This window comes from Pseudophaeobacter sp. 1A16562 (genome assembly GCF_041008785.1).
GTDB classification, from domain to species: Bacteria; Pseudomonadota; Alphaproteobacteria; order Rhodobacterales; family Rhodobacteraceae; genus Phycobacter; species Phycobacter gallaeciensis_A.
Genome location: NZ_JAXGFT010000002.1, coordinates 70367 through 91997, shown reverse-complemented (window position 1 = coordinate 91997; position 21631 = coordinate 70367). Strand labels below are relative to the sequence as shown.

The 21631-nt window shown below is 61.7% G+C and carries 23 protein-coding genes; 8 read left to right on the top strand and 15 right to left on the bottom strand.

Annotation, left to right across the window (positions count from 1 at the left end; all coding sequences use genetic code 11):
* Positions 1 to 36: 36 nt before the first annotated feature.
* Positions 37 to 1020 (bottom strand): NAD(P)H-quinone oxidoreductase, encoded by a 984-nt coding sequence (locus SM764_RS02810; protein ID WP_065273574.1) that lies wholly within the window; start codon positions 1018 to 1020, stop codon positions 37 to 39.
* Positions 1021 to 1163: 143 nt separating this feature from the next.
* Positions 1164 to 1874 (bottom strand): COQ9 family protein, encoded by a 711-nt coding sequence (locus SM764_RS02805; RefSeq protein ID WP_065271309.1) that lies wholly within the window; start codon positions 1872 to 1874, stop codon positions 1164 to 1166.
* 154 nt (positions 1875 to 2028) lie between these two features.
* Between SM764_RS02805 and rpsU the strand changes: the two genes are divergently transcribed.
* Positions 2029 to 2235 carry a 30S ribosomal protein S21 gene (gene rpsU, locus SM764_RS02800; protein WP_005614280.1) on the top strand — a complete coding sequence of 69 codons (207 nt, stop codon included), beginning with the start codon at positions 2029 to 2031 and terminating at the stop codon, positions 2233 to 2235.
* Positions 2236 to 2604: 369 nt separating this feature from the next.
* On the opposite strand, the gene SM764_RS02795 is transcribed toward rpsU, so the two are convergent.
* A complete protein-coding gene (locus tag SM764_RS02795) occupies positions 2605 to 3780 on the bottom strand; it encodes a cytochrome P450 (RefSeq protein ID WP_368947922.1) in 1176 nt (391 codons plus the stop codon).
* An 86-nt stretch (positions 3781 to 3866) separates the two neighbouring features.
* Here SM764_RS02795 and SM764_RS02790 point away from each other — a divergent pair, with 86 nt between their 5' ends.
* Entirely contained in the window at positions 3867 to 4382 is a 516-nt protein-coding gene (locus SM764_RS02790; protein WP_065271312.1) for a MarR family winged helix-turn-helix transcriptional regulator, read from the top strand.
* A 146-nt stretch (positions 4383 to 4528) separates the two neighbouring features.
* On the opposite strand, the gene ppk2 is transcribed toward SM764_RS02790, so the two are convergent.
* From ppk2 to SM764_RS02775, 3 genes are all read right to left on the bottom strand, one after another.
* Complete coding sequence (gene ppk2 / locus SM764_RS02785) at positions 4529 to 5446, bottom strand: polyphosphate kinase 2 (protein WP_065271313.1); 918 nt, start codon at positions 5444 to 5446, stop codon at positions 4529 to 4531.
* A 226-nt stretch (positions 5447 to 5672) separates the two neighbouring features.
* Positions 5673 to 7262 (bottom strand): GMC family oxidoreductase, encoded by a 1590-nt coding sequence (locus SM764_RS02780; RefSeq protein WP_369000957.1) that lies wholly within the window; start codon positions 7260 to 7262, stop codon positions 5673 to 5675.
* 251 nt (positions 7263 to 7513) lie between these two features.
* Positions 7514 to 7972, bottom strand: coding sequence for an Lrp/AsnC family transcriptional regulator (locus tag SM764_RS02775; RefSeq protein ID WP_065271314.1), 459 nt, complete (start codon positions 7970 to 7972; stop codon positions 7514 to 7516).
* A gap of 134 nt (positions 7973 to 8106) precedes the next feature.
* Between SM764_RS02775 and ald the strand changes: the two genes are divergently transcribed.
* Positions 8107 to 9225, top strand: a complete 1119-nt coding sequence (ald, locus tag SM764_RS02770) for an alanine dehydrogenase (protein ID WP_065271315.1) — start codon at positions 8107 to 8109, stop codon at positions 9223 to 9225.
* A 271-nt stretch (positions 9226 to 9496) separates the two neighbouring features.
* Positions 9497 to 10306: a mechanosensitive ion channel family protein gene (locus SM764_RS02765; RefSeq protein WP_369000956.1), complete on the top strand. Its 810-nt coding sequence runs from the start codon at positions 9497 to 9499 to the stop codon at positions 10304 to 10306.
* 134 nt (positions 10307 to 10440) lie between these two features.
* On the opposite strand, the gene SM764_RS02760 is transcribed toward SM764_RS02765, so the two are convergent.
* From SM764_RS02760 to SM764_RS02750, 3 genes are all read right to left on the bottom strand, one after another.
* The gene (locus tag SM764_RS02760; protein WP_369000955.1) at positions 10441 to 10971 is read right to left on the bottom strand and encodes a GNAT family N-acetyltransferase; all 531 of its coding nucleotides are present in this window, start codon (positions 10969 to 10971) and stop codon (positions 10441 to 10443) included.
* Complete coding sequence (locus SM764_RS02755) at positions 10968 to 11417, bottom strand: YtoQ family protein (RefSeq protein ID WP_369000954.1); 450 nt, start codon at positions 11415 to 11417, stop codon at positions 10968 to 10970. The genes SM764_RS02760 and SM764_RS02755 overlap by 4 nt, the downstream gene beginning before the upstream one ends.
* Positions 11418 to 11489: 72 nt before the next feature.
* The gene (locus tag SM764_RS02750) at positions 11490 to 12128 is read right to left on the bottom strand and encodes a class I SAM-dependent methyltransferase (protein WP_368947915.1); all 639 of its coding nucleotides are present in this window, start codon (positions 12126 to 12128) and stop codon (positions 11490 to 11492) included.
* Between the two features lie 85 nt (positions 12129 to 12213).
* Between SM764_RS02750 and SM764_RS02745 the strand changes: the two genes are divergently transcribed.
* Complete coding sequence (locus SM764_RS02745) at positions 12214 to 13104, top strand: LysR family transcriptional regulator (protein ID WP_274837293.1); 891 nt, start codon at positions 12214 to 12216, stop codon at positions 13102 to 13104.
* A 53-nt stretch (positions 13105 to 13157) separates the two neighbouring features.
* Here the strand turns inward: SM764_RS02745 and pheT are convergent, their stop codons facing one another.
* The 6 genes from pheT to pyk all read right to left on the bottom strand — a co-directional run bounded on the left by pheT (position 13158) and on the right by pyk (position 19346).
* Positions 13158 to 15554 (bottom strand): phenylalanine--tRNA ligase subunit beta, encoded by a 2397-nt coding sequence (gene pheT / locus SM764_RS02740; RefSeq protein ID WP_369000953.1) that lies wholly within the window; start codon positions 15552 to 15554, stop codon positions 13158 to 13160.
* Between the two features lie 146 nt (positions 15555 to 15700).
* Complete coding sequence (gene pheS / locus SM764_RS02735) at positions 15701 to 16774, bottom strand: phenylalanine--tRNA ligase subunit alpha (protein WP_065271321.1); 1074 nt, start codon at positions 16772 to 16774, stop codon at positions 15701 to 15703.
* A gap of 161 nt (positions 16775 to 16935) precedes the next feature.
* Positions 16936 to 17301, bottom strand: coding sequence for a 50S ribosomal protein L20 (gene rplT / locus SM764_RS02730; RefSeq protein WP_065271322.1), 366 nt, complete (start codon positions 17299 to 17301; stop codon positions 16936 to 16938).
* A 15-nt stretch (positions 17302 to 17316) separates the two neighbouring features.
* On the bottom strand, positions 17317 to 17517 hold the full coding sequence (gene rpmI, locus SM764_RS02725) for a 50S ribosomal protein L35 (RefSeq protein ID WP_009178285.1): 201 nt from the start codon (positions 17515 to 17517) through the stop codon (positions 17317 to 17319).
* A gap of 116 nt (positions 17518 to 17633) precedes the next feature.
* Positions 17634 to 17855: a hypothetical protein gene (locus SM764_RS02720; RefSeq protein WP_065271323.1), complete on the bottom strand. Its 222-nt coding sequence runs from the start codon at positions 17853 to 17855 to the stop codon at positions 17634 to 17636.
* Between the two features lie 45 nt (positions 17856 to 17900).
* Positions 17901 to 19346 (bottom strand): pyruvate kinase, encoded by a 1446-nt coding sequence (gene pyk / locus SM764_RS02715; protein ID WP_065271324.1) that lies wholly within the window; start codon positions 19344 to 19346, stop codon positions 17901 to 17903.
* Between the two features lie 131 nt (positions 19347 to 19477).
* Here pyk and SM764_RS02710 point away from each other — a divergent pair, with 131 nt between their 5' ends.
* The 3 genes from SM764_RS02710 (at position 19478) to SM764_RS02700 (ending at position 21527) form a co-directional block, all read left to right on the top strand.
* On the top strand, positions 19478 to 20215 hold the full coding sequence (locus tag SM764_RS02710; protein WP_369000952.1) for an N-formylglutamate amidohydrolase: 738 nt from the start codon (positions 19478 to 19480) through the stop codon (positions 20213 to 20215).
* Between the two features lie 78 nt (positions 20216 to 20293).
* Entirely contained in the window at positions 20294 to 20608 is a 315-nt protein-coding gene (locus tag SM764_RS02705) for a DUF1244 domain-containing protein (RefSeq protein ID WP_065271326.1), read from the top strand.
* A gap of 121 nt (positions 20609 to 20729) precedes the next feature.
* Positions 20730 to 21527, top strand: a complete 798-nt coding sequence (locus SM764_RS02700; protein ID WP_274837290.1) for a DODA-type extradiol aromatic ring-opening family dioxygenase — start codon at positions 20730 to 20732, stop codon at positions 21525 to 21527.
* Positions 21528 to 21631: the final 104 nt, after the last annotated feature.

The following is a 21631-nucleotide window of genomic DNA, read 5'->3' as shown; positions in this document are numbered from 1 at the left end:
CAACTGTCGGCCCTTCTTGCGTGCAGGCAAGCGGCCTTAGCCCACCTTCAGAACGATCTTGCCAATATGGCCGGAACTTTCCATCCGCGCGTGTGCGGCTGCCGCCTCCTCCAGCGCAAATTCGCTGTCCATCACCGGCGCCATCTTGCCTGCCTCGACCAGCGGCCAGACCGCCTCGGCCAGGTCCTGCGCAATGCGGGCCTTAGCCAGATCGCTTTGCGGGCGCAGGGTCGATCCCGTCACCGTCAGGCGGCGCGCCATGATCTGGGCAAAGTTCAGCTCGGCCTTGGGGCCAGAGAGAAAGGCGATATGTACCAGACGGCCATCATCGGCCAGCGCCCTGATATTGCGAGGAATATAGTCGCCGCCCACCATGTCGAGGATGAGATCGGCGCCGCCCTCAGCGCGAAGAACTTTCACGAAATCCTCGTCGCGGTAGTTGATCGCACGCTCGGCCCCCAGATCGAGACAGGCCTGACATTTGGCATCGGACCCGGCGGTGGTGAACACCCGCGCGCCCAAGGCCGAGGCCAGCTGAATCGCTGTCGTTCCGATCCCGGATGAGCCGCCGTGCACCAGAAAACGTTCGCCCGCCTTCAGCCCTCCCCGGGTAAAGACGTTTGACCAGACCGTGAAACAGGTTTCCGGCAGGCAGGCCGCGCGTTTCAGCGACATGCCCTTGGGAATGGGCAGACAATGGGCGGCCGGTGTGACCACGTATTCGGCATAGCCACCGCCGGGCAGCAAGCCACAGACCTTGTCCCCCACCGCGTATTCGGTGACGCCCGCACCGATGGCGACCACCTCGCCCGAAGCCTCGAGCCCCGGCAGATCGCTGGCACCGGCAGGCGGATCATAGGCCCCCGCACGCTGCAACGCGTCCGGCCGGTTGACGCCCGCATAGGCGACCTTCAGCAGCAGCTGGCCATGGCCTGGCTGCGGAACGGGCCGGTCTGTCAGCGTCAGAACCTCGGGGCCTCCGGGTTGCGAGATTTCAATCGCGCGCATCGTTTCCGGCAATGTCTCCGTCATGCAAAGATCCTTTCCCTTGCGTGGTGCGTTTTAACGCTTTGAATATCACCTTGGGTGCGGGGCACAAACCCCGGCAGGTGGTTTGCATTGCGTCCGGATGTACTGAAACGGCGAATGGACGTGGCGTTTGATCAGCGGCCAGTCCTACGGCCTGGCAGATCCGTGGGTGTCGACGGGCGCCGGATCTGATCCGCCAGCCAGGACGGGCCGGCCAGAAGGGGCTTCAGCAAAGGGTTCTTCTGCACATCGGCCTTCAGCTTTTCGAACTGCATCACGTTGTCGATGCGCCGATCCAGAAAGTCCCATGTGGCCTGATGGCCCGGGCTGTCGTCCCCCAGCCAGAACAAAACGGTCGAGGAATAAACCCCGGACAACGTGGCCCGTTTGCTGTACCAATTGATATCTTCGGAGGTATCGCCCAGCGCGGTCCAGATCGCATCCACCGTGCCCCAGATCGCCTTGGCCCCGTCGGCGGCATAGACCGGCAGCGAGAACAGCGTCACGCCCCGGCGCACCGCTTCCTTGTCGTCAGAGGCTTCAAGGCGGAAACGGACGGCGGCGGCGATCTTGTCCCGGAACCGCAGCCCCGTCAGATCCGCCGTCTTCAACCGTTCCAGCATCTGCGCATCGCCGCGCCGGTGATAGGCCAGCGCCAGATCCACTGCCCCGCGCGGACACAGGGCGCGTGCCAGAACCGGGTCCATACCGCAATCCTCGACTGCAGCAGCAAAGGTGGCTTCGGTCCAGCCGTCAAAGGCGACATGAATGAGCGCCGCATCCAGAAGCGCGTCGATCGATCCGGTGTCGGCGGCCGGTTGCTCTGTGGCTGTTTGCTCAGTCATGATGCATCTCCTCGTCAACAAATGCGCCTTTAAGGGCCTGCGTCGCTGCGCGATCTGCCCTTTTGCTCAGTACTAGACAAGTTAGACCGGCTTTGCTATACGGCCACCTCCTGCAAATCCTTGCAACCCAACTTAGAAAGGTGGTGAAAACCACATGCAGGTTAGTGTTCGTGACAACAATGTCGATCAGGCGCTCCGTGCCCTGAAGAAAAAGCTGCAGCGCGAAGGCGTGTTCCGCGAAATGAAGCTCAAGCAACATTTCGAGAAACCCTCCGAGAAAAAAGCGCGCGAGAAAGCTGAAGCGATTCGTCGTGCCCGTAAACTGGCACGTAAGAAAGCACAGCGCGAAGGTCTCCTCTAAGATCTTCCTCCGGTTTTTTCTGGACGCTTTTGACGACCCCCGTGGCCCGCCCCGGGGGTTTGTCGTTTCTAAGATACATATTTTACGGCGGAATATCGGTTCTGCGGCTAAATAGTTAAACTTATACGTGTATTCGAAGTCCATCTTTGCTATCATTAGTAGCAGGGCACCGAAACCTCACGTTTCCCAAGGCGGACGGCCCTGTTGCCGAAGTTGGAACGGTCGGCATTTCCCGGAGGAGGCACATCGCTCCCCCCCAAACCTGGCGATAGCCTTGCTCCCTGCACCAAGGCGCCTGCCCCTCCGGGTGACTTCCTCTTGAGCCCCTTATTGGTCTGATCTGTGCCTGCCTCCCGACGCTCTCCGCACTTACCGGCTCCTCTCCCCTTTGTCCCAGGTCACCGGCATTTCAAGCGGACCGCGGAAAGCCCATCCGCCGAACCGTGCCTCCCCCGCAAGGGATAGATCCGGCAGCCGCTCAAACAGCATCGGTAGCGCCGCTTCGGCGATCAGCGCCCTTGATATCCAGGCCCCGGCGCAAAAATGTGGACCGGCGCCAAATGAAATGGCCGCGCTGATATCCTGATGGATGTCAAAGGCATCGGGGCGTGCAAACACCTGCTCGTCCCGGTTCCCAGAACCGAACATCAGAAACACCCGGTCCTCAGGCTTCAGCGCCACCTCGTGCAGGACATAAGGCTGCGCCACCCGGCGCGGTGACATTCCGATGGGGGACATCCAGCGGGCATATTCCTCGAACGCCTTCAGCCAGCTGGCACGGCCCGCGCGGACATCTTCCAGTTGCTCCGGATGGCGCAGCAAGGCCCAGACGGTCCCGGCAATCGCATCGCGTGGCTCGTTCTGCCCGCCGGAGATCGCCAGCTTGATATTGGCCCTGATCTGATCCTCCGGCAGGCCCGCAGCCTGCTGAACCCGCAACAGGGAATAGTCATCCGCGCCAGAATCACTCCGCCACATCTCGGTAATGTGCTGGTCGATCAGCCGGGTGCTGTCATTGCAGCGCGCTTCAACCTCCGGATCACCTGCATAATTGGCACAGCCATCGATCATGCCCTGGCTCACCGCGTCCATCTCTTCGGCGCGCATGCGGGTCAGACCGGTGACTGCCTTCAGCGCCTCTGCCGAGACTGGCATGGCGAAGTCACGCACCAGATCGCAGCCCCCCCGGGGCGCCAGGTCGTCAAGTATCCGCGCCGTCGCGGAACGGAACTGCGTCAGCCAATGCTGTTTCACCGTCTTGGGAGAGACCGCCGGAAAGATCGCCTTGCGCTCTCCCATATGGGCGGCGCCGTCCTTGCGCATCATGTTCCGCCCCATCAGCTGGGTCATCAGCCCCTCAGGCTGGTCCGAGGAAAACACCTCGATCCGCTTTTCCTCCCGGAAAATATCGTCACGGCGGGTGATCAGAACCGCATCCAGTTGTGGCACATAGGCCACCGGCGCCTCGGCGCGCATACGGGCCAGATCCGGATAGGGATCCTGCCAAAACGCCTGCGGATCGATGTTGTAAACTGGCCTTTCCATCGCAGCCCCTCCCCCCGATTGTCAGCTTCAGGGAAGACTGCGCGGCAACCGTTGTCTTGTCAACTCGCCTGACCTAAGCTGCCTGGATGAGCGATTTACCCGACGATCTGTTCCTGATCCTGCCGGATGGCAGTGAGGACAGCCCCGCCGCCCCGACACTGGACTACAGCCGCAACCCGGTGGTCACGGTGACATTCGCAGGCAACCGGCTGACCCGGAACGCTGCGCGCGCCTACCAAAAGGAATTCGGCATCGGTGTCATGGACTGGCGCATGCTGGTCATGCTGACGCGCGATCCGGGCTGTTCCGTCGGTCAGGCTGCGAACCTCACCGGTATCGACAAGGCCGCCGTCAGCCGCGCACTGCAGCGCATGGAAAAGGCCGGTCTCGTCCGGGCCGAGGTACGGGGCGGAGATGAGCGGCGCAAATCCTGGTTCCTGACCGAGGCGGGGCATGCCCTGCACGCCCAGATGTTGCCGCGCGCGCTGGAGCGGCAGCGCGACCTGCTCAAAGGTTTCTCCCCCGAGGAGCTCACCGCCTTCACCGGGTATCTGCAACGGTTTCTCGACAATATGGCAGATCAGGCGGACACGCCCGAATAAAGATCACAACGGCCTTGAGGCAGGCAGCCTGAGACAAGCGCACGCCGCGCCCCGGCGCGGCGCCGGGCCCAACGGCGGTAGCGCAGTCCGCAGGCTGTGCTGGAACCGGCGGGGGAACCCGCCCTCGCTCTTTACACAGAGGTCGCTCAGTAGATCTTTGGCACGTACAGCTCGTCCGGCAGAACCCTGCGTTCATAGTCGGGATTATATTCCCGGTCCGGCAAGGACACCTTCTCCTGCGGCACCTCTTCATAGGGCACTTTGGTCAGCAGGTGCTCGATGCAGTTCAGCCGCTCGCGCTTCTTGTCGTTGCCTTCAACGATATACCAAGGCGCTTCGGGGATGTTGGTACGTTCGAACATATCCTCCTTTGCCTTGGTATATTGTTCCCAGCGGATACGGCTTTCCAGATCCATCGGCGACAGCTTCCACTGCTTCATCGGATCATGGATCCGCATCATGAACCGCAGCTGCTGTTCCTCATCCGTAATCGAGAACCAGTATTTCAGCAGGATGATCCCCGACCGCACCAGCATCCGTTCAAATTCTGGAACGTCCTGAAAGAACTGTTCGACCTGATCCTCACTGGCAAAGCCCATTACCCGTTCAACCCCGGCGCGGTTGTACCAGGACCGGTCAAACAGCACGATTTCCCCCGCAGCCGGCAGATGCGGCACGTAGCGCTGGAAATACCATTGGCTCTGCTCTCGGCGCGAGGGCGCGGGCAGGGCCACGACGCGGGCAACACGCGGGTTCAGACGCTGGGTGATCCGCTTGATCACGCCGCCCTTGCCAGCGCTGTCGCGCCCTTCGAACAGGATGCATACCTTGGCGCCGCTGTGCTGCACCCAATCCTGAAGCCGGATCAATTCCGCCTGCAGGCGCAACAGATTTCTGAAGTAGACCTTGCGATCCAGCATTTCGGGATGCTGCGAGCGGTAGATCTTGCGCAGCTCCATCGACAGCATGGGCTCGGCAAATTCAATCTCGAAATCCTCGTCCAGCGTGTCCTGAAGCTCGGCATCCAGCCAATCAAATGAATCAGGGGTTGTATCGCTGGTCACGGCGCGGCTCCTTGTTGTTACTCGTCTGTTTCGGCCGCTCTAACGCACGGATGTGATTGTTTGATGTCACAGCAGCACCCGCTGCCCGAATGGCCTGAAATAGGCAGTTCCGGTCCAGCCTGACCGGAACTGTCACAAAGGGCGTTAATTCGCCCGGGTCAAAGGCAAACGAAAATCCCGACCGGGTGCAAGCGCAAAAGCACCGGCTTCCGGCTTTCTGCCGAATTCAGCCGCGCGCAGCTGCAAGGATCATGTCAGATGCCTTTTCCGCGATCATGATTGTCGGCGCATTGGTGTTGCCGCTGGTGATCGTGGGCATCACGCTGGCATCCACCACCCGCAACCCCGATACCCCGCGCAGACGCAATTCGGGGTCAAGCGGCGCGCGTTCGTCGCTGCCCATATGCACGGTGCAGGTGGGGTGGAAGATCGTCGTACCGATATCCCCGGCGGCCTGCATCAGATCGACCTCGTTATCAGATGCGATCCCCGGCTTGATCTCCTCGGGGCAGTAGGCCTGCATCTTGGCCTGCTCCATGATCGCCCGCGCCTGCCGGATCGCCGCCACGGCCACCTGACGGTCGCCTTCTGTAGACAGGTAGTTCGGCTGGATACTCGGCGCGGCCATTGGATCGGCCGAGGCGATCTCGACCCGGCCCCGGCTTTCGGGGCGCAGGTTGCAGACGCTGGCAGTCAGCCCCGGGAAATTATGCAGAGGCTTGCCGAACGCCTCCAGCGTCAGCGGCTGCACGTGATACTCCAGATCGGGCGTTTCCAGATCCGGGCGTGAGCGGGAGAAGGCGCCCAGCTGGCTTGGCGCCATCGACATCGGACCAGAGCGTTTCAGCGCGTATTCCAGACCGATTTTGGCCTTGCCGATCACAGAATTCGCCAGCGTGTTGAGCGTATGCGCCCCCTCCAGCCGCCAGGCGCAGCGCAGCTGCAAATGGTCCTGCAGATTTGCGCCGATCTGCGGCATGTCCTGCAGAACCTCGATCCCGTGCTGTTGCAGCAAGGCGCCCGGCCCCAGCCCAGATAGCTGCAGGATCTGTGGGCTGTTGATCGCCCCTGCCGACAAGATCACCTCGGCGGCGGCATGGGCGACATGCACCTCGCCGCCCTTTTGATACTCGACGCCCGTCGCGCGGCCCTCTTTGATCAGGATCCGGCGGGTATGGGCCTGGGTTTCCACCTTCAGCCCCTGCCCTGTCGCCGTACGCAGGAATGCCTTGGCGGTATTCATCCGCCAGCCCGCACGCTGATTGACCCGGAAATAGCCGACGCCTTCGTTGTTGCCGGTGTTAAAATCCGTGACTTTGGGCAGGCCCCAGGCCGCAGCGGCCTCCATCCAGTCATCCAGCACATCCCAATGCAGGCGCTGGTTCTCGACCCGCCATTCGCCGCCCGCACCATGCATCTCGGATGGGCCTTCGACGTAATCTTCGGATTTCTTGAAATAGGGTAGCACATCGTCCCAGCCCCAGCCCGCGAGGCCGCGCTGGCGCCAACCATCATAATCCGCTGCCTGCCCACGCAGATACAGCATGCCGTTGATGGACGAGCAGCCTCCCAGCACCTTGCCGCGCGGATAGATCAGCGCCCGACCATTCAGCCCCGGGTCGGCCTCTGTGCGATACATCCAGTCGGTGCGCGGGTTGTTGATGCAGTAGAGATATCCCATCGGGATATGCACCCAGTGATAATTGTCACGGCCGCCCGCCTCCAGCAGCAGCACCTGCTTGCCCGCCTCGCTCAGCCGCTTGGCCAGAACACAGCCGGCACTCCCGGCGCCCACGATGATGTAGTCGAACTGCATGATCTGCTCCCCCGTCTTTCCCTCGTCCTCCTGTTGAACCAGAAGCAGGAGCGAAATGTAAGACAAATAAGCCCTCTACGCGCCGATCTGCATTCACAGCACCCAACTGTCCGGCCAAACCAGCCAAGCAAGAGTCCCTCCCGCGCCCGCGGGGGCCCCGACTGCGTCCGCACCCCTTGGCTGCCACGCCCAACGGGAGGAGGTCTTTTTCACAAAGCCGCCGACGGGCGGGAGCGCGACGAAGAGAAAGCTCAGACGGGCAGCGCCGTTGTCTTGAACACCGTGCGCAGCGCGAAACTCGATTGCATCTGCGCCACCCCCGGAAGCCGGGTCAGATGCTGGCGATGGATGCGGGCAAAATCATCGGTATTTTCGGCCACGACCTTCAGGATATAATCCGCCGATCCTGCCATCAGGTGGCACTCCAGCACATCTGGGATCCGCGCCACCGCACGTTCAAAAGCATCCAACAGCTCATCCGCCTGCCCCTGCAGGGTAATCTCCACGAAGACGGTTGTTGGAACGCTCAGCTTGCGCGCGTCCAGCAGGGCGACGTAATCCTTGATATAGCCTTCAGCCTCCAAACGCTGCACCCGGCGGTGGCAAGCAGACGCAGAGAGGTTTACCCGCTCGCTCAGATCCGCGTTGGAAATGCGGCCCTGCCGTTGCAGGACCTCCAGAATACGACGATCCGTCGAATCAAGAGACATAATTACGTAGTACTTTGCTCATATCCCGCATCTATTCGAATAATCTTCGACACGCATCTTTTTATTTCGCCCAAAAAAGCAGCACATTTCCCAGGTGCGAACCTAGAGTTCAAGTATAGCAGGGAGGAAGCTACATGAAAATCGGATGCCCGACTGAAATCAAACCGCAGGAATTTCGCGTCGGCATGACCCCCGACGCGGCCCACGAAGCCATCGCACATGGCCATGACGTTTTCATCCAGACCGGCGCCGGGGCCGGTGCCGGATACACCGATGCCGACTATGCCGCCGCCGGTGCGACGCTGCTGGAGACGGCCGAAGAAATCTTTGCCACCGCAGACATGATCGTCAAGGTCAAGGAACCGCAAGCCGGTGAGCGCAAGATGCTGCGCGAAGGACAGTTGCTGTTCACCTACCTGCACCTGGCCCCCGACCCCGAACAGACCCGCGACCTCCTTGCCTCAGGCTGCACCGCGATTGCTTATGAAACCGTCACCGACAGCTTTGGTGGCCTGCCGCTGCTGGCGCCGATGTCCGAAGTGGCCGGGCGGCTGGCACCGCAGGTCGGTGCATGGACCCTGCAAAAAGCAAATGGCGGCCGCGGCGTCCTGATGGGCGGCGTACCCGGCGTCCCTCCGGCAAAGGTGGTGGTGATCGGCGGTGGTGTGGTCGGCACCCATGCGGCCCGCATCGCCTCGGGCATGGGCGGCGATGTCACCGTTCTGGACCGCTCCCTGCATCGCCTGAAATACCTCGATGATGTATTTGGCCGAGACTTCCGCACCCGCTATTCCACCGCTGCCGCCACCGCCGAACTCGTCCGCGAGGCCGATCTGGTTGTTGGCGCAGTGCTGGTGCCCGGCGCAGCGGCACCGAAACTGGTCTCCCGCGCGCAACTCAGCGAGATGAAGCCGGGGGCTGTCCTGGTCGATGTCGCGATCGATCAGGGGGGCTGTTTCGAAACCTCGAAAGCCACCACCCACGCCGACCCGATCTACGAAGTCGATGGCGTGATGCATTACTGCGTAGCGAACATGCCAGGCGCCGTTGCCCGCACCTCGACCCAGGCTCTGGGCAATGCAACCCTCCCCTTCCTGCTGGCATTGGCGGACAAAGGCTGGAAACAGGCCTGCGCCGATGATCCGCATCTTCTGAACGGGCTGAACGTCCATGCGGGCCAGCTGACCTACTATGCCGTCGGCAAGGCGCTGGGGATCGATGTCGTTTCCCCAGCACTTGCGATCAAATCCTGAGTTCCGGTCGGCGAACCTGACTGATCATTACGGATCACCCTGCTATATCCCCCCCGCCAGCGCCTACGCACTGGCGGGGATTTTTATCTTCCGGAAATCTGCCACCACCAGCCGGGCGGCCCGGCGCAAGGTCGCTAAATGCAAACGCGGCCAAGAAATTCCCTGTCAATTCAAACAATCTTGATAGTAACAATAAGGTTGAGTCGGAGAATCCGACGTCGACCAAAGCAGGTCCGCGCCGGATGACAGGATTGAAAGAGGACCTATTGGTATGGAAGAGATGATTGAACAGGCCGGAGCCCTCTGGCCGCTGGCACTGAGCGCTGCCAAGGCGCTTGTTGTTCTTATCCTTGGCTGGGTGGCAGCGGGAATGATCAGCAACATGGTGCGCCGCCGCATCAACAAGACCCCTCAGATCGATCCGACGCTAGGCAATTTTGCCGCCAGCATGATCCGTTGGGCGCTGCTGGCTGTGGTGCTGGTTGCGGTTCTCGGGATCTTCGGCATCGAGGCCACCAGTCTTGTCGCCATGCTGGGCGCTGCCACGCTGGCCATCGGTCTGGCCCTACAAGGCACGCTGAGCGATCTGGCAGCCGGTTTCATGCTGATCCTGTTCCGCCCTTACAAGCTGGGTCAATACGTCGACATCGGCGGCACCGCCGGGACGGTCAAGGATCTGAACCTTTTTGTGACGGAACTGGCCACTGCGGACAACGTGCAGATCATCATCCCCAATGGTCAGGCCTGGGGATCGATCATCACCAACTTCTCGGCCCATGACACCCGTCGAGTGGACCTGGTCTTTGGCATCGATTATGGCGACAGCGCCGACAAGGCCAAGGCGATCATCCTGCGACAGGCTGCCGCCGATGCACGGGTCATGACTGATCCCGAACCCTGGGTTCGCGTGACCAACCTTGGTGACAGCTCGGTCGATCTGACCGCGCGCCTGTGGTGCAAGGCATCGGATTACTGGGAGCTGAAATTCGCCATGACACAGGCGGTGAAGGAAGCCTTTGACGCCGAAGGCATTTCGATCCCCTACCCGCACAGTGTAGAAATCCAGAAAAAGGAGGCGTAGGCCTCCCGCCCGTTATCGGGTCTTGCGACCCTCTGCCCGTTGGGCCTGGCGCCCCGCCTTTGGCGGGGCGTTGTTGTTTCCAGGCCCCCTGTGCGCCCAATCGCAGACGCCGATGAAGGCAGCCGCGCCGCAGATCAGCTGCCGGAACCCCGGACCATCACGACGGTGAGATCGCCCCGATATACCGCCGCCTCTTCGCGCATCTCGTAGCCCAGTTTCCGGGCAACGTTCTGTGACACCAGATGTTCCGGGTCGAACAGGCAGACCGTTTCCGACCAGTCCATGCAGCGATCCGCCCAGTCATGGATAGAGCGCACCGCCTCGGTCGCGATGCCGCGGCCATGGGCGTGGGTTGCCAGCACCCAGCCGGCCTCGGGCACACCGTTCAGCGGCGGAACGATGCCGCGCTTGAAGTCGGAAAACCCGACCTCTCCCAGGAACCGGCCATCGGTGCGATCCGTGACCGCCCAATAGCCAAAGCCCATCGCCTGCCAGTGCCCCATGTTCCGCAAGAGCCGCGCCCACGAGGCTTCTGGGTCAGAAGGAACGCCGCCGATGTATTTCACCACCTCGGGATCACCCCAAAGCGCGGCCACATCGGGAAAATCCTCAATCCGGTGCGGACGCAGGATTAGCCGGTCGGTTTCAAGGATGACCTCGCTCACCCGGGCAGCTTGCCCGTCAGCACATAGGTCAGGATTTCCACCACCTGCCGCGGCTCTTTAGCCACCGCCAGCGCGGCGGCGTGCACTTCTTTCAGCGCGTGCTGATGGTCCGGCTGGCTCAGCACGATGATCGATTTGCCCAGCGCCGCCGCATAGCCTGCGTCAAAGGCGGCATTCCACTGCTTGTACTTGTCGCCAAAGCGCACGACGACCACATCGGCATCCTCGATCCCCTTGCGGGTACGGATCGCGTTGACCATGGCCCCTTTGTGATCGTGCCAGTATTTGTTCTCTTCGGCGCCCAAAATGGCCACACCGCAATCATCGCTGGCGCCGTGGTCGGTCACCGGGCTGTTGAAAGCCACGTCCAGATCCGCCGCGCCAGTCACGATCTGCTCGCGCCAGTCCGTGTGAATTTCACCCGAAAGATATACGTTCAAAGTCATCGCACCCTCCATTCGCTGTTCCGCCATGCTTAGACCGGATCGCCCGAACGGACCAGCCCCGCCCCCGACAGATCACTTGCGGCGTGCAACCAGAAACCGGTTGGGCGGATCGGCCGGGTAGTTTCCGGTCTCGATGATCTCGAAACCCGCAGCCTCCAGCCGTGCCTGCCAATCGGCCACTGACAGGAAATGCACCACCGAGGGCGGCGCCTTGCCAACAAGCCGCATCACCGGAATCGCGACTCGCATCATCAAACGCTGTACCGCGCTTTTGCTATCGGCCAGGCAGGGCGTTTTCGAGATGAAGGTGCCACCAGGGCGAATGGTCCGGTAGATATGCGCCAAGGCGCCATCCAGATCCCCTATCAGGTGGAACAGGTTGAATGCCATCACCGCGTCAAAGGGTCCCACGGGTGCATTTGCAATGTCAGAGACGACGAACCGCAGATTGGTGACGCCTGCCTCATCCTTCTTGCGCTGCGCGATGGCGATCATCGAAGGCGCCAGATCGGTGGCAGTATAACAGGCGACCGCCTTCCTGAGGCGCAGCGCGGTGGTTCCGGTGCCGCAGCCCAGTTCCAGAACCCGGTCGCCCGGTTTCAGATAGGCCTGAGTACGTTCCAACGTATAGTCATAAGCGGCCGGATCCCGGATCTGACTGCGGGCATATTTTTCGGCAATTCCGTCCCAGAACTGAATTGAGGTCTGCATGGTTTTGTCTCCTTTGCGAGGAAACTACGAGAAAGCCATACATGCAGGAATTGCCGAAATATGCAGGCACGATATACGGTAATGTATGACCAGAACCCCAAACGCCTTCGACTGGAACCACATCCGCGCCTTTCTCGCCACCGCCGAGACGGGCTCTCTCTCTGCGGCGGCCCGGCGTCTGAACCTGACACAACCCACGCTGAGCCGTCAGGTGGCTGCGCTGGAGGAAAGCCTTGGCTTGATGCTGTTCGAGCGGATCGGCAAATCTCTGCAGCTGACGCAAGCCGGGGTCGAACTGCTGGAACATACCCGCCCCATGGGTCTGGCCGCGGACCGGATCGCCCTTGCGGCGCTGGGACAATCGGAATCCATCACCGGCACCGTCCGGATTACCGCCAGCGATGTTTATTCTGCTTACCTGCTGCCGGATGTGCTGCGGCGGTTGCGCCAGTTGGCGCCGGATCTGCACATCGACATCATCGCCTCCAACGACATCCGCGATCTGATGCGCCGCGAGGCGGATATCGCCATCCGCCACGTGCGCCCCGAACAGCCCGAGCTGATCGCCCGTCTTATCCACGAGGAAACCGCCCGCTTTTATGCCGCGCCGCAATATCTGGCAAAGGCCGGGCGCCCCGAAGACGTCCGGGATCTGAGCAGCCATGACTTCATCAGCTTCGGCGATGCAGAAGGGATGGTCGGTCATCTCACGCCCTTGGGGTTTCCCCTGACAAAGCGCAATTTTCGATATGAATCGCAAAGCGGGCTGGTCGCGTGGGAACTGGTCAAACGGGGGTTCGGCATCGCCCCCATGTCAGATCGCATCGCCCGGCAAACACCCGAGGTCGAGCGGCTCCTGCCGCAGATGGAGCCGATCCGGTTCCCCGTCTGGCTGACCACCCACCGGGAGCTGCACACCAGCCGCAAGATCCGCCTGGTGTTCGATCTGCTGGCAGAGCACTTTTTTCAAAAATAAGGCCGCGCCCGGATCGGGCACGGCCTGAAATTCCAACCATTCCGCTCAACAGATCAGCCCCGCAGAATGCCTCCGGTGGCCTTGCTCACCTTGGCGATGATCTTCTCGCTCACCGCTTCGATGTCTTTTTCCTTCAGCGTCTTGTCAGTCGGCTGCAGGCGCACGGTGATGGCCAGGGATTTTTTGCCCTCACCCAGGCTGCCGCCGATGAATTCATCAAAGACGCGCACGTCCTCGATCAGCGCCTTGTCGGCACCGGCAGCGGCATTGACCAGGGTCAGCGCCTCGACGCTCTCATCCACCACAAAGGCAAAGTCACGCTCGACCGCCTGCAGGTCGCTGATGTCCAGCGCCGCGCGGGTGGCACCGGATTTACGCGGCAGCGGCACCTCGTCCGGCCAGATGGTAAAGGCCACGGCAGGTCCTTTGACGCCCATTTCGCTCAGCGCCTTGGGGTGCAACTCACCAAAGACGCCGAGTACCTTTTTCGGGCCAAGGCAGATCTTTCCGTGACGGCCCGGATGCCACCAGGCGTCGCCGCCCCGCAGCACCTGCACCTTGGCCGGCGCGCCGATAGCGGCCAGAACCGCCTCGACGTCGGCCTTTGCATCAAAGGTATCGACCGGGCGCGCCGCGCCATGCACATCCTTGGGGCCAGTGCGGCCGACCAAGAGACCCGAGATCTGTTCACGCTGCTCGCCCGGCTCACCGCCGTGGAACACAGGGCCCGCCTCGAACAGGGCTAGATCCATGAAGCCCCGCGCCTGATTGCGTGCAGCGGCCTGCAACAGACCGGCCAGCAGATCCGGCCGCATATGGGACATTTCCGAGGAAATCGGATTGGCCAGCATGGTCGCATCATCGCCACCGCCAAACAGCGTGGCCGAGGCCTTGTCGATGAAGGTGTAGCTGACGATTTCATTATAGCCGAGGCTCGCCGCCGTGCGCCGCGCCATCTGCTGGCGGCGCTGTTGCGGCGTCATCACCGGCTTCGGGATACCCGGCGTCAGGCGCGCCAGCGGCTTGCCCTGCAGCTTGGTCAGCGAAGCGATACGCGCGACCTCTTCCACCAGATCGGCCTCACCCTGCACGTCGGGGCGCCAGCTGGGCACATGGGCCAGGTTGCCCTCCAGCCGGAAGCCAAGGCGGGTCAGGGTCTGACGCTGATCGCTTTCGGGGATGTCCATACCGACCAGCGACTGCACCCGCTCCGGGTCCAGCTTGTAGGCGCGCGAATGATCCGGCACATCGCCTGCGATCACCACTTCGGACGGCTCGCCGCCACACAAATCAAGGATCATCTGAGTGGCACGGTGCAGCCCTTCGAGAGTGAATTCCGGGTCAACGCCACGCTCGAAGCGATAGCGCGCGTCCGAATTGATCTTGAGCGCACGGCCTGTGGTCGCAATTTGCACATGATCCCAGAAGGCACTTTCGAGGAATACATCAACCGTCTCGTCGGTACAGCCGGTCTCCTCACCGCCCATGATACCGGCGATGCTTTCGGGGCCATTTTCATCGGAAATCACCATCTGGCCTGCGCCAAGGGTGTATTCCTTTTCATCCAGCGCCAGCAGCGTCTCGCCGCCCTTGGCGCGATGCACCCGCAGATCGCCCTGCACCTTGGCCACGTCAAAGACGTGCAGCGGACGGTTCTGATCGAAGGTGAAGAAGTTGGTGATATCCACCAGCGCCGAAATCGGGCGCAGACCGATGGCTGTCAGCCGGTCCTGCAGCCACTGCGGGCTGGGGCCGTTCTTGACGCCCTTGATTACCCGGCCGGTGAACAGCGGGCAGCCATCCAGCGTGTCCTCGTCGATGGTCACCTTGACCGGGCTTTCGAAGTCACCCGGGACCGCCTCGTAGTCGTGTGTTTTCAGCGTGCCGATCCCGCGCGCCGCCAGATCGCGGGCAATGCCAAAGATACCCAGCGCATCGGGGCGGTTCGGAGTGATGGCGATCTCGATCACCGGATCAACCTTGGCCGGATCGTTCTCTGCCAGCCAGTCAATGAACCGGTCGCCGACCGCACCCGAGGGCAGCTCGATGATGCCGTCGTGTTCATCGGACAGTTCCAGCTCCCGCTCGGAGGCCATCATGCCGAAGGATTCGACGCCGCGGATCTTGCCAACGCCGATGGTGATATCCAGACCCGGCACATACATGCCCGGTTTACAGACCACCACGGTGATGCCCTCCCGGGCATTTGGCGCGCCACAGATGATCTGCATCTCACCTTCGTCGGTGTCCACCTTGCAGACACGCAGTTTATCCGCATCAGGATGCTTCTCCGCGTGTTTCACATAGCCCAGGGTAAAATCCTTGAGCCGGTCGGCGGGGTTCGAGACCTCTTCGACTTCCAGTCCCAGGTCGGTCAGGGCCTCGGTGATCTCCGCAACGGAGGCATCGGTATCAAGGTGGTCTTTCAGCCAGGAGAGAGTGAATTTCATATCTCAGCGCCCTTTTGGCAAATCGGTTGACTGGCGGCCCGGCACTCCATTTCTGGCAGCGCGCCCGGCCCGGGGTGGGTGCGGAACGCGCCCGCCCATGGGGCGGGTCGGGCGCGTCGCAGGGCCAAGGCCCTGCGGTTCAAGCGTTATCGGCTCAACCCGCCATGCAGTGTTGGAACGTCCAGGCAGCTGAAGCCATAATGGCGCAGCCAGCGCAGATCGCTGTCAAAGAAGGCACGCAGATCGGGGATGCCGTATTTCAGCATCGCCAGACGGTCGATACCGATGCCAAAGGCAAAGCCCTGGTAGACCTCGGGGTCAATGCCACCGGCGGCAATCACCTTGGGGTGGACCATGCCGGAACCAAGGATCTCCATCCAGTCGTCGCCCTCGCCGATCTTCAGCTGGCCATTATCCCAGGAGCAGCGGATATCCACCTCGGCCGAAGGCTCGGTGAAGGGGAAGTGGGAGGCGCGGAAGCGCAGCTCCACATCGTCCACTTCGAAGAAGGATTTGACGAATTCCTCCAGCACCCACTTGAGGTTCGCCATCGAGATGTCCTTGTCGAGCGCCAGGCCTTCGACTTGGTGGAACATCGGCGTGTGGGTCTGGTCGTAGTCGGCGCGGTAGACACCGCCCGGGCAGATGACGCGCAGCGGGGCGCCCATCTTCTCCATCGACTGGATCTGTACGGGCGAGGTGTGCGTGCGCAGCACGTGCGGCGGGCGGTCATCGCCTTCGGCCCGATGCATGTAGAAAGTATCCATCTCGGCGCGGGCCGGGTGATGGCCAGGAATGTTCAGCGCATCGAAGTTGTACCAGTCGGTTTCAACACGCGAGCCTTCGGCGACCGAGAAGCCAAGTTCGGCAAAGATCGCAGTCAGCTCTTCGCTGGCCTGGCTGATCGGGTGCAGGCTGCCGCGGCGCTGCGGGCGCGTGGGCAGGGTCACATCCAGCCACTCAGTGCGCAGACGCTCGTCCAGCGCGGCATCGGCCAGCGCGGCCTTCTTGGCGGCCAGCGCAGAGTTGATTTCATCCTTGAGTGCGTTGAGCGCCGGGCCCACGGTCTGGCGCTCCTCAGGCGTCATCTTGCCCAATTCCCGCATCTTCAGGGCCACCTCGCCCTTTTTCCCGACGGCGGCGAGGCGGATTGCCTCCAGCGCGTCCTCGTCGTGGGCATCGGCGATCTGCCCCAGATATTTTGCCTTAAGATCGTCCATGACGGTCCCCTGAATTTTGCTTGGCTCGTGCTACCACAGCAGCCGCTGAAAGCAAGGCCCGACGGACCAGCCTTCCCCAGCTTAGGGATCCGTTTCCCTGGCCAAAGCGCAAAAAAGCCGCCCCTGAGGGGCGGCTTTCTTAAATCTCAGCGTGGAACGCTTCAGGCTGCCAGTGCGGACTGTGCCTGCTTGACGATCGCACCGAAGGCTTCGGGCTCGTGCACGGCCAGATCGGCCAGGACCTTACGGTCAACTTCGATACCGGCCAGGTTCAGACCGTTGATGAAGCGCGAGTATGTCAGCGATTCGTCGTGGCTGCGGACGGCAGCGTTGATACGCTGGATCCACAGGGCGCGGAAGTTACGCTTGCGCGCCTTACGGTCACGGGTTGCGTACTGGTTTGCCTTGTCGACGGCCTGACGGGCGACCTTGAAGGTATTCTTGCGGCGGCCATAGTAACCTTTGGCTGCCTTGATGACCTTCTTGTGACGGGCGTGAGTTGTGGTACCACCTTTAACGCGGGACATGTGTCAAATCTCCTCTTAGCGGTCGTAGGGCATGAAGCCCTTGACGATCTTGGCGTCGGGGGCGGACAGGGTCGTGGTGCCGCGGGCATCACGGATGAATTTCTTGTGACGTTTGATCATGCCGTGGCGCTTGCCAGCCTGACCTGCCATCACCTTACCGGTGGCGGTCACCTTGAAGCGCTTTTTGGCGCTCGATTTCGTCTTCATTTTGGGCATTTCCGTCTCCTTCAATGCGAGTTCGGTAGATACGCGACTCGGCATGCCACTCTGGCCGGCCACGTGAACAGGGCCGCCATGTACGAAAACCGGATCACAAGGGCAAGCGGTTTCTTCTAAAAAACCTGGCCAATCACATTGAAAAACGCATCTGGCACGTCGCGCAGACGATAACCGCCCGGCTGCGTCAGAAATGCATAGGCGATCAGGCCCGCACTGCCCAGCAGCAGGAAGACAGAGACCTGTGGGCGCCGCTTGTCGCTATAGGCCGATAACATGGACGGTATCGCCAGCCATGCAAGCAGAAGGCCAAGCACCAGAAACAGGTCACTGTTCACGCAACATCCCTCCAACCGCAGCCCGACGCCGGGCTGGAGGAAAGCTTATTCCGGGTCGGTGCTGTAAATCAAACGTTCATCACAGGGGGCAACGCGCAGGATGTTGGTGGTGCCGGGCACGTTGAACGGCACGCCTGCGGTCACGACGATCTGATCCGTCTCGGAGGCGAACCCGCCGGCGCGGGCGGCGCGGGCTGCGTTGACCACCGCCCCCTTGAACCGGTCCTGTCCGCTGGTCACCACGCAGTGGCATCCCCAGCTGAGCGCCAGACGCCGGGCGGTGCCTTCCAGCGGGGTCAACGCGATGATCGGAACACCGGGACGTTCCCGCGCGGTCAGCAGCGCAGTTGTGCCGCTCTGTGTGAAGCAGCAAATCGCCTTGATATCCGTCTTCTCGGCAATTTCGCGGGCGGCAGCAACGATGGCATCCGCAATCGTGTTGCCCTTGGAAGAGCGCGAAGAGGCGATGATCTGCGCATAGGTGGGGTCGGTCTCCACCTCGGCGGCGACGTTGTCCATGGTTCGCACCGCTTCGACCGGATACTGCCCGGCAGCGGATTCAGCGCTCAGCATGATGGCATCGGTGCCCTCATAAATCGCGGTCGCCACGTCCGAGACCTCGGCGCGCGTGGGCATCGGGCTTTCGATCATGCTTTCCAGCATCTGGGTGGCGACGATCACCGGTTTGGCCGCCGCGCGGCATTTGCGCACCAGCCGTTTCTGGATCGGCGGCACCGCCGAAACCGGCAGTTCGACGCCCAGATCGCCCCGCGCCACCATGATTCCGTCCGAGGCATCGAGGATTTCCTCGAACTGCTCCACAGCCGAAGGTTTCTCGATCTTGGACAGCACCGCAGCGCGGCCATCGACCAGGCCTTTGGCCTCAAACACATCCTTGGCCCTCTGCACGAAGGACAGTGCGATCCAGTCCACACCCAGGGTGCAGGCAAACTCCAGATCATCACGGTCCTTGTCCGACAGAGCCGCCAGGGGCAGCACCACATCGGGCACGTTCACGCCCTTGCGGTTGGAGATGGTGCCGCCGGTCACGACGCTGCAATCGGCAAAATCGGCGCCGCAGCGCTCCACCCGGAGGCGGATCTTGCCATCATTCACCAGCAGATGCGCGCCGGGCTCCAGCGCCTGAAAAATCTCGGGATGCGGCAGGCAGACCCGCGTGGCATCACCATCGGTGGGATCCAGATCCAGCCGGAAAGACGCGCCCTCTTCCAGTTCCTCGGAACCATTCGCAAAGACGCCCACGCGCAACTTGGGACCCTGAAGGTCGGCCAGAATACCGATCGAGCTGTCCAGATCCTTTTCCACCTTGCGGATGATCTCGTGCTTTTGGGTGATCTCTGCATGGGTCCCGTGCGACATATTCAGGCGGAACACGTCGGCGCCGGCCTCGTGCAGGGCGCGGATCGTTTCATAGGTTTCGGACGCCGGTCCCAGGGTGGCAACAATCTTCACACTGCGGGAACGTTTCATGGGGTGGGTCCTTCTGGTGTCAGCTCAGCAATAGGCGGTGTTACCGCAAACATATCTTGCGGTGCTTATCGCGCAATTTCCATTTTGCCGCAACTCCCCTAAAGGTATCGTCAACAATCGATGACAGGCGCATGACATATACTCCCTTCTTTGTTCACGGGGCCGAACGCCCTGCCCGCTGGCTGATCACCTGCGACCATGCCACCAACCGCGTACCTCCCTTCGTCAACGGCGGCGACCTTGGCCTGCCGCATGAGGATATGGAGCGTCATATCGCTTATGATGTGGGGGCCTATACCGTAGCCCGCCATCTGGGTGAGCTGCTGGACGCGCCGGTTGTGGCCTCCAATTTCTCCCGTCTGGTGATCGACCCCAACCGGGGCGAAGATGATCCAACTCTGCTGATGAAGCTTTATGACGGGACCATCATTCCCGCCAACCGTCACGCCGATGCGGCAGAGCGCGCGGCGCGGCTTGAGGCCTGCTACCGCCCCTATCACGCAGAAGTGAGCCGCCTTGCCGCGCGCCCGGACACGGTCATCGTCTCGATGCATTCCTTCACCCGGCAATTGCGCGGACGTCCCCCACGTCCCTGGCAAATCGGCGTGCTCTTCCCCGAAGGTGAGCGGTTTTCCCCGGTGCTGATCGACACATTGCAGGCCGAGCCTGACCTTTGTGTCGGGATCAACGAGCCCTACACCGGCTACCTGCCCGGCGATGCCATCGACACCCACGGCACAGCCCATAGTCGCCCCAACACGCTGATCGAACTGCGCAACGATCTGATCGCCGATGCCGCCGGGCAGCAGCACTGGGCTGAACGGCTCGCCAGCCTCCTGCCCCGGGCCCTTGCGGGGTCGGGCCTGTAGCAGCGCCCCGAACCTTGGCTTGCCTCTGGACAGTGGTACCCACATATTACGGAACGCAAGACAACCGGGAGGATCCCCATGGACCAGCAAACCGAGATCGAACTTCAGGCCGCCGCATTCCGCCGCCTGCAAAAGCATCTGATGGAAGACCGCACCGATGTGCAGAACATCGACCTGATGAACATGGCCGGGTTCTGCCGCAACTGCCTCAGCCGCTGGTATCAGGAAGCAGCAAACGAACGCGGCATCGAAATGGACAAGAATGAAGCCCGCGAAATATACTATGGCATGACCATGGATGAGTGGAAGTCCAAGTACCAGACCGAAGCCAGCCCGGAAAAACAGGCCGAGTTCGAAGTCGCCTTCAAGGAAAACGTCACAGACAAGGCCTGATCCCTGGCGGATTGCCCCCCCTGTCGCCATCGGCGCACAGGGGGTGTTCGCCACTGGGTATAACCCCGGCGGCCCGGATCCCTTAACATCTGAACCAACAGTATGTGTGATGGAGGTTCGGATGCGTTCAAGGATGCCAAGCTATTTCATTTCCCACGGCGGCGGACCGTGGCCCTGGATCCCGAACATGCGGGAGGCGCTGGCACCGCTGGCAGATGCGCTTGCCCGTATGCCGCAGGAAATCGGGCGCCGTCCCTCGGCGGTTCTGATGATTTCCGGCCACTGGGAAAAGGACACATTTGCAGTGATGAGTGCTGCAAAACCGCCGATGGTCTATGACTATTACAACTTCCCGCCAGAGACCTACGAAATCCAATACCCGGCGCCCGGCGCGCCAGAGCTGGCCCAGCACACTGCGGATCTGATCGCAGCGGCGGGATTGCCGGTCTCGATGGACGCGGAACAGGGATACGACCATGGCACCTTCGTGCCCATGGCCCTGATGTACCCGGAGGCCGATGTTCCGCTATTTCAGGTCTCCATGCGCCATGGCTACAGCCCAGAAGAGCATTTCGCCCTTGGCCGCGCGCTTGCCCCCCTGCGTGACGAGGACGTGCTGATCGTTGGCTCCGGTCTCAGCTACCACAATCTGCGGGAATTCGGCCCCCGGGCCAAGGTGCCCTCGGAAGAGTTCGACACATGGCTGAATGCGGCGCTGCAACTGCCAGCCGCCGCGCGGACCGAGGCACTGCTCAACTGGGAACAGGCCCCCTATGCCCGCGCCTGCCACGCGCAGGAGGATCACCTTGTGCCGCTCTTCACAGCCCTTGGCGCGGCCGAGAAAGAACCGGCAACTCAGGTCTACCACCAGAAGGACATCTTTGGCGGCGTCACGGCCTCTAGCTTCCGCTTTGGGTAACGCCTCTGTTGCGGGCAGCCTCACAACCGCTCGGACAAAAGCATCTTATGGTTGTATTTTGACAGATATATCACGATAGAGTTGCGAGACGTTTACGTTGATGC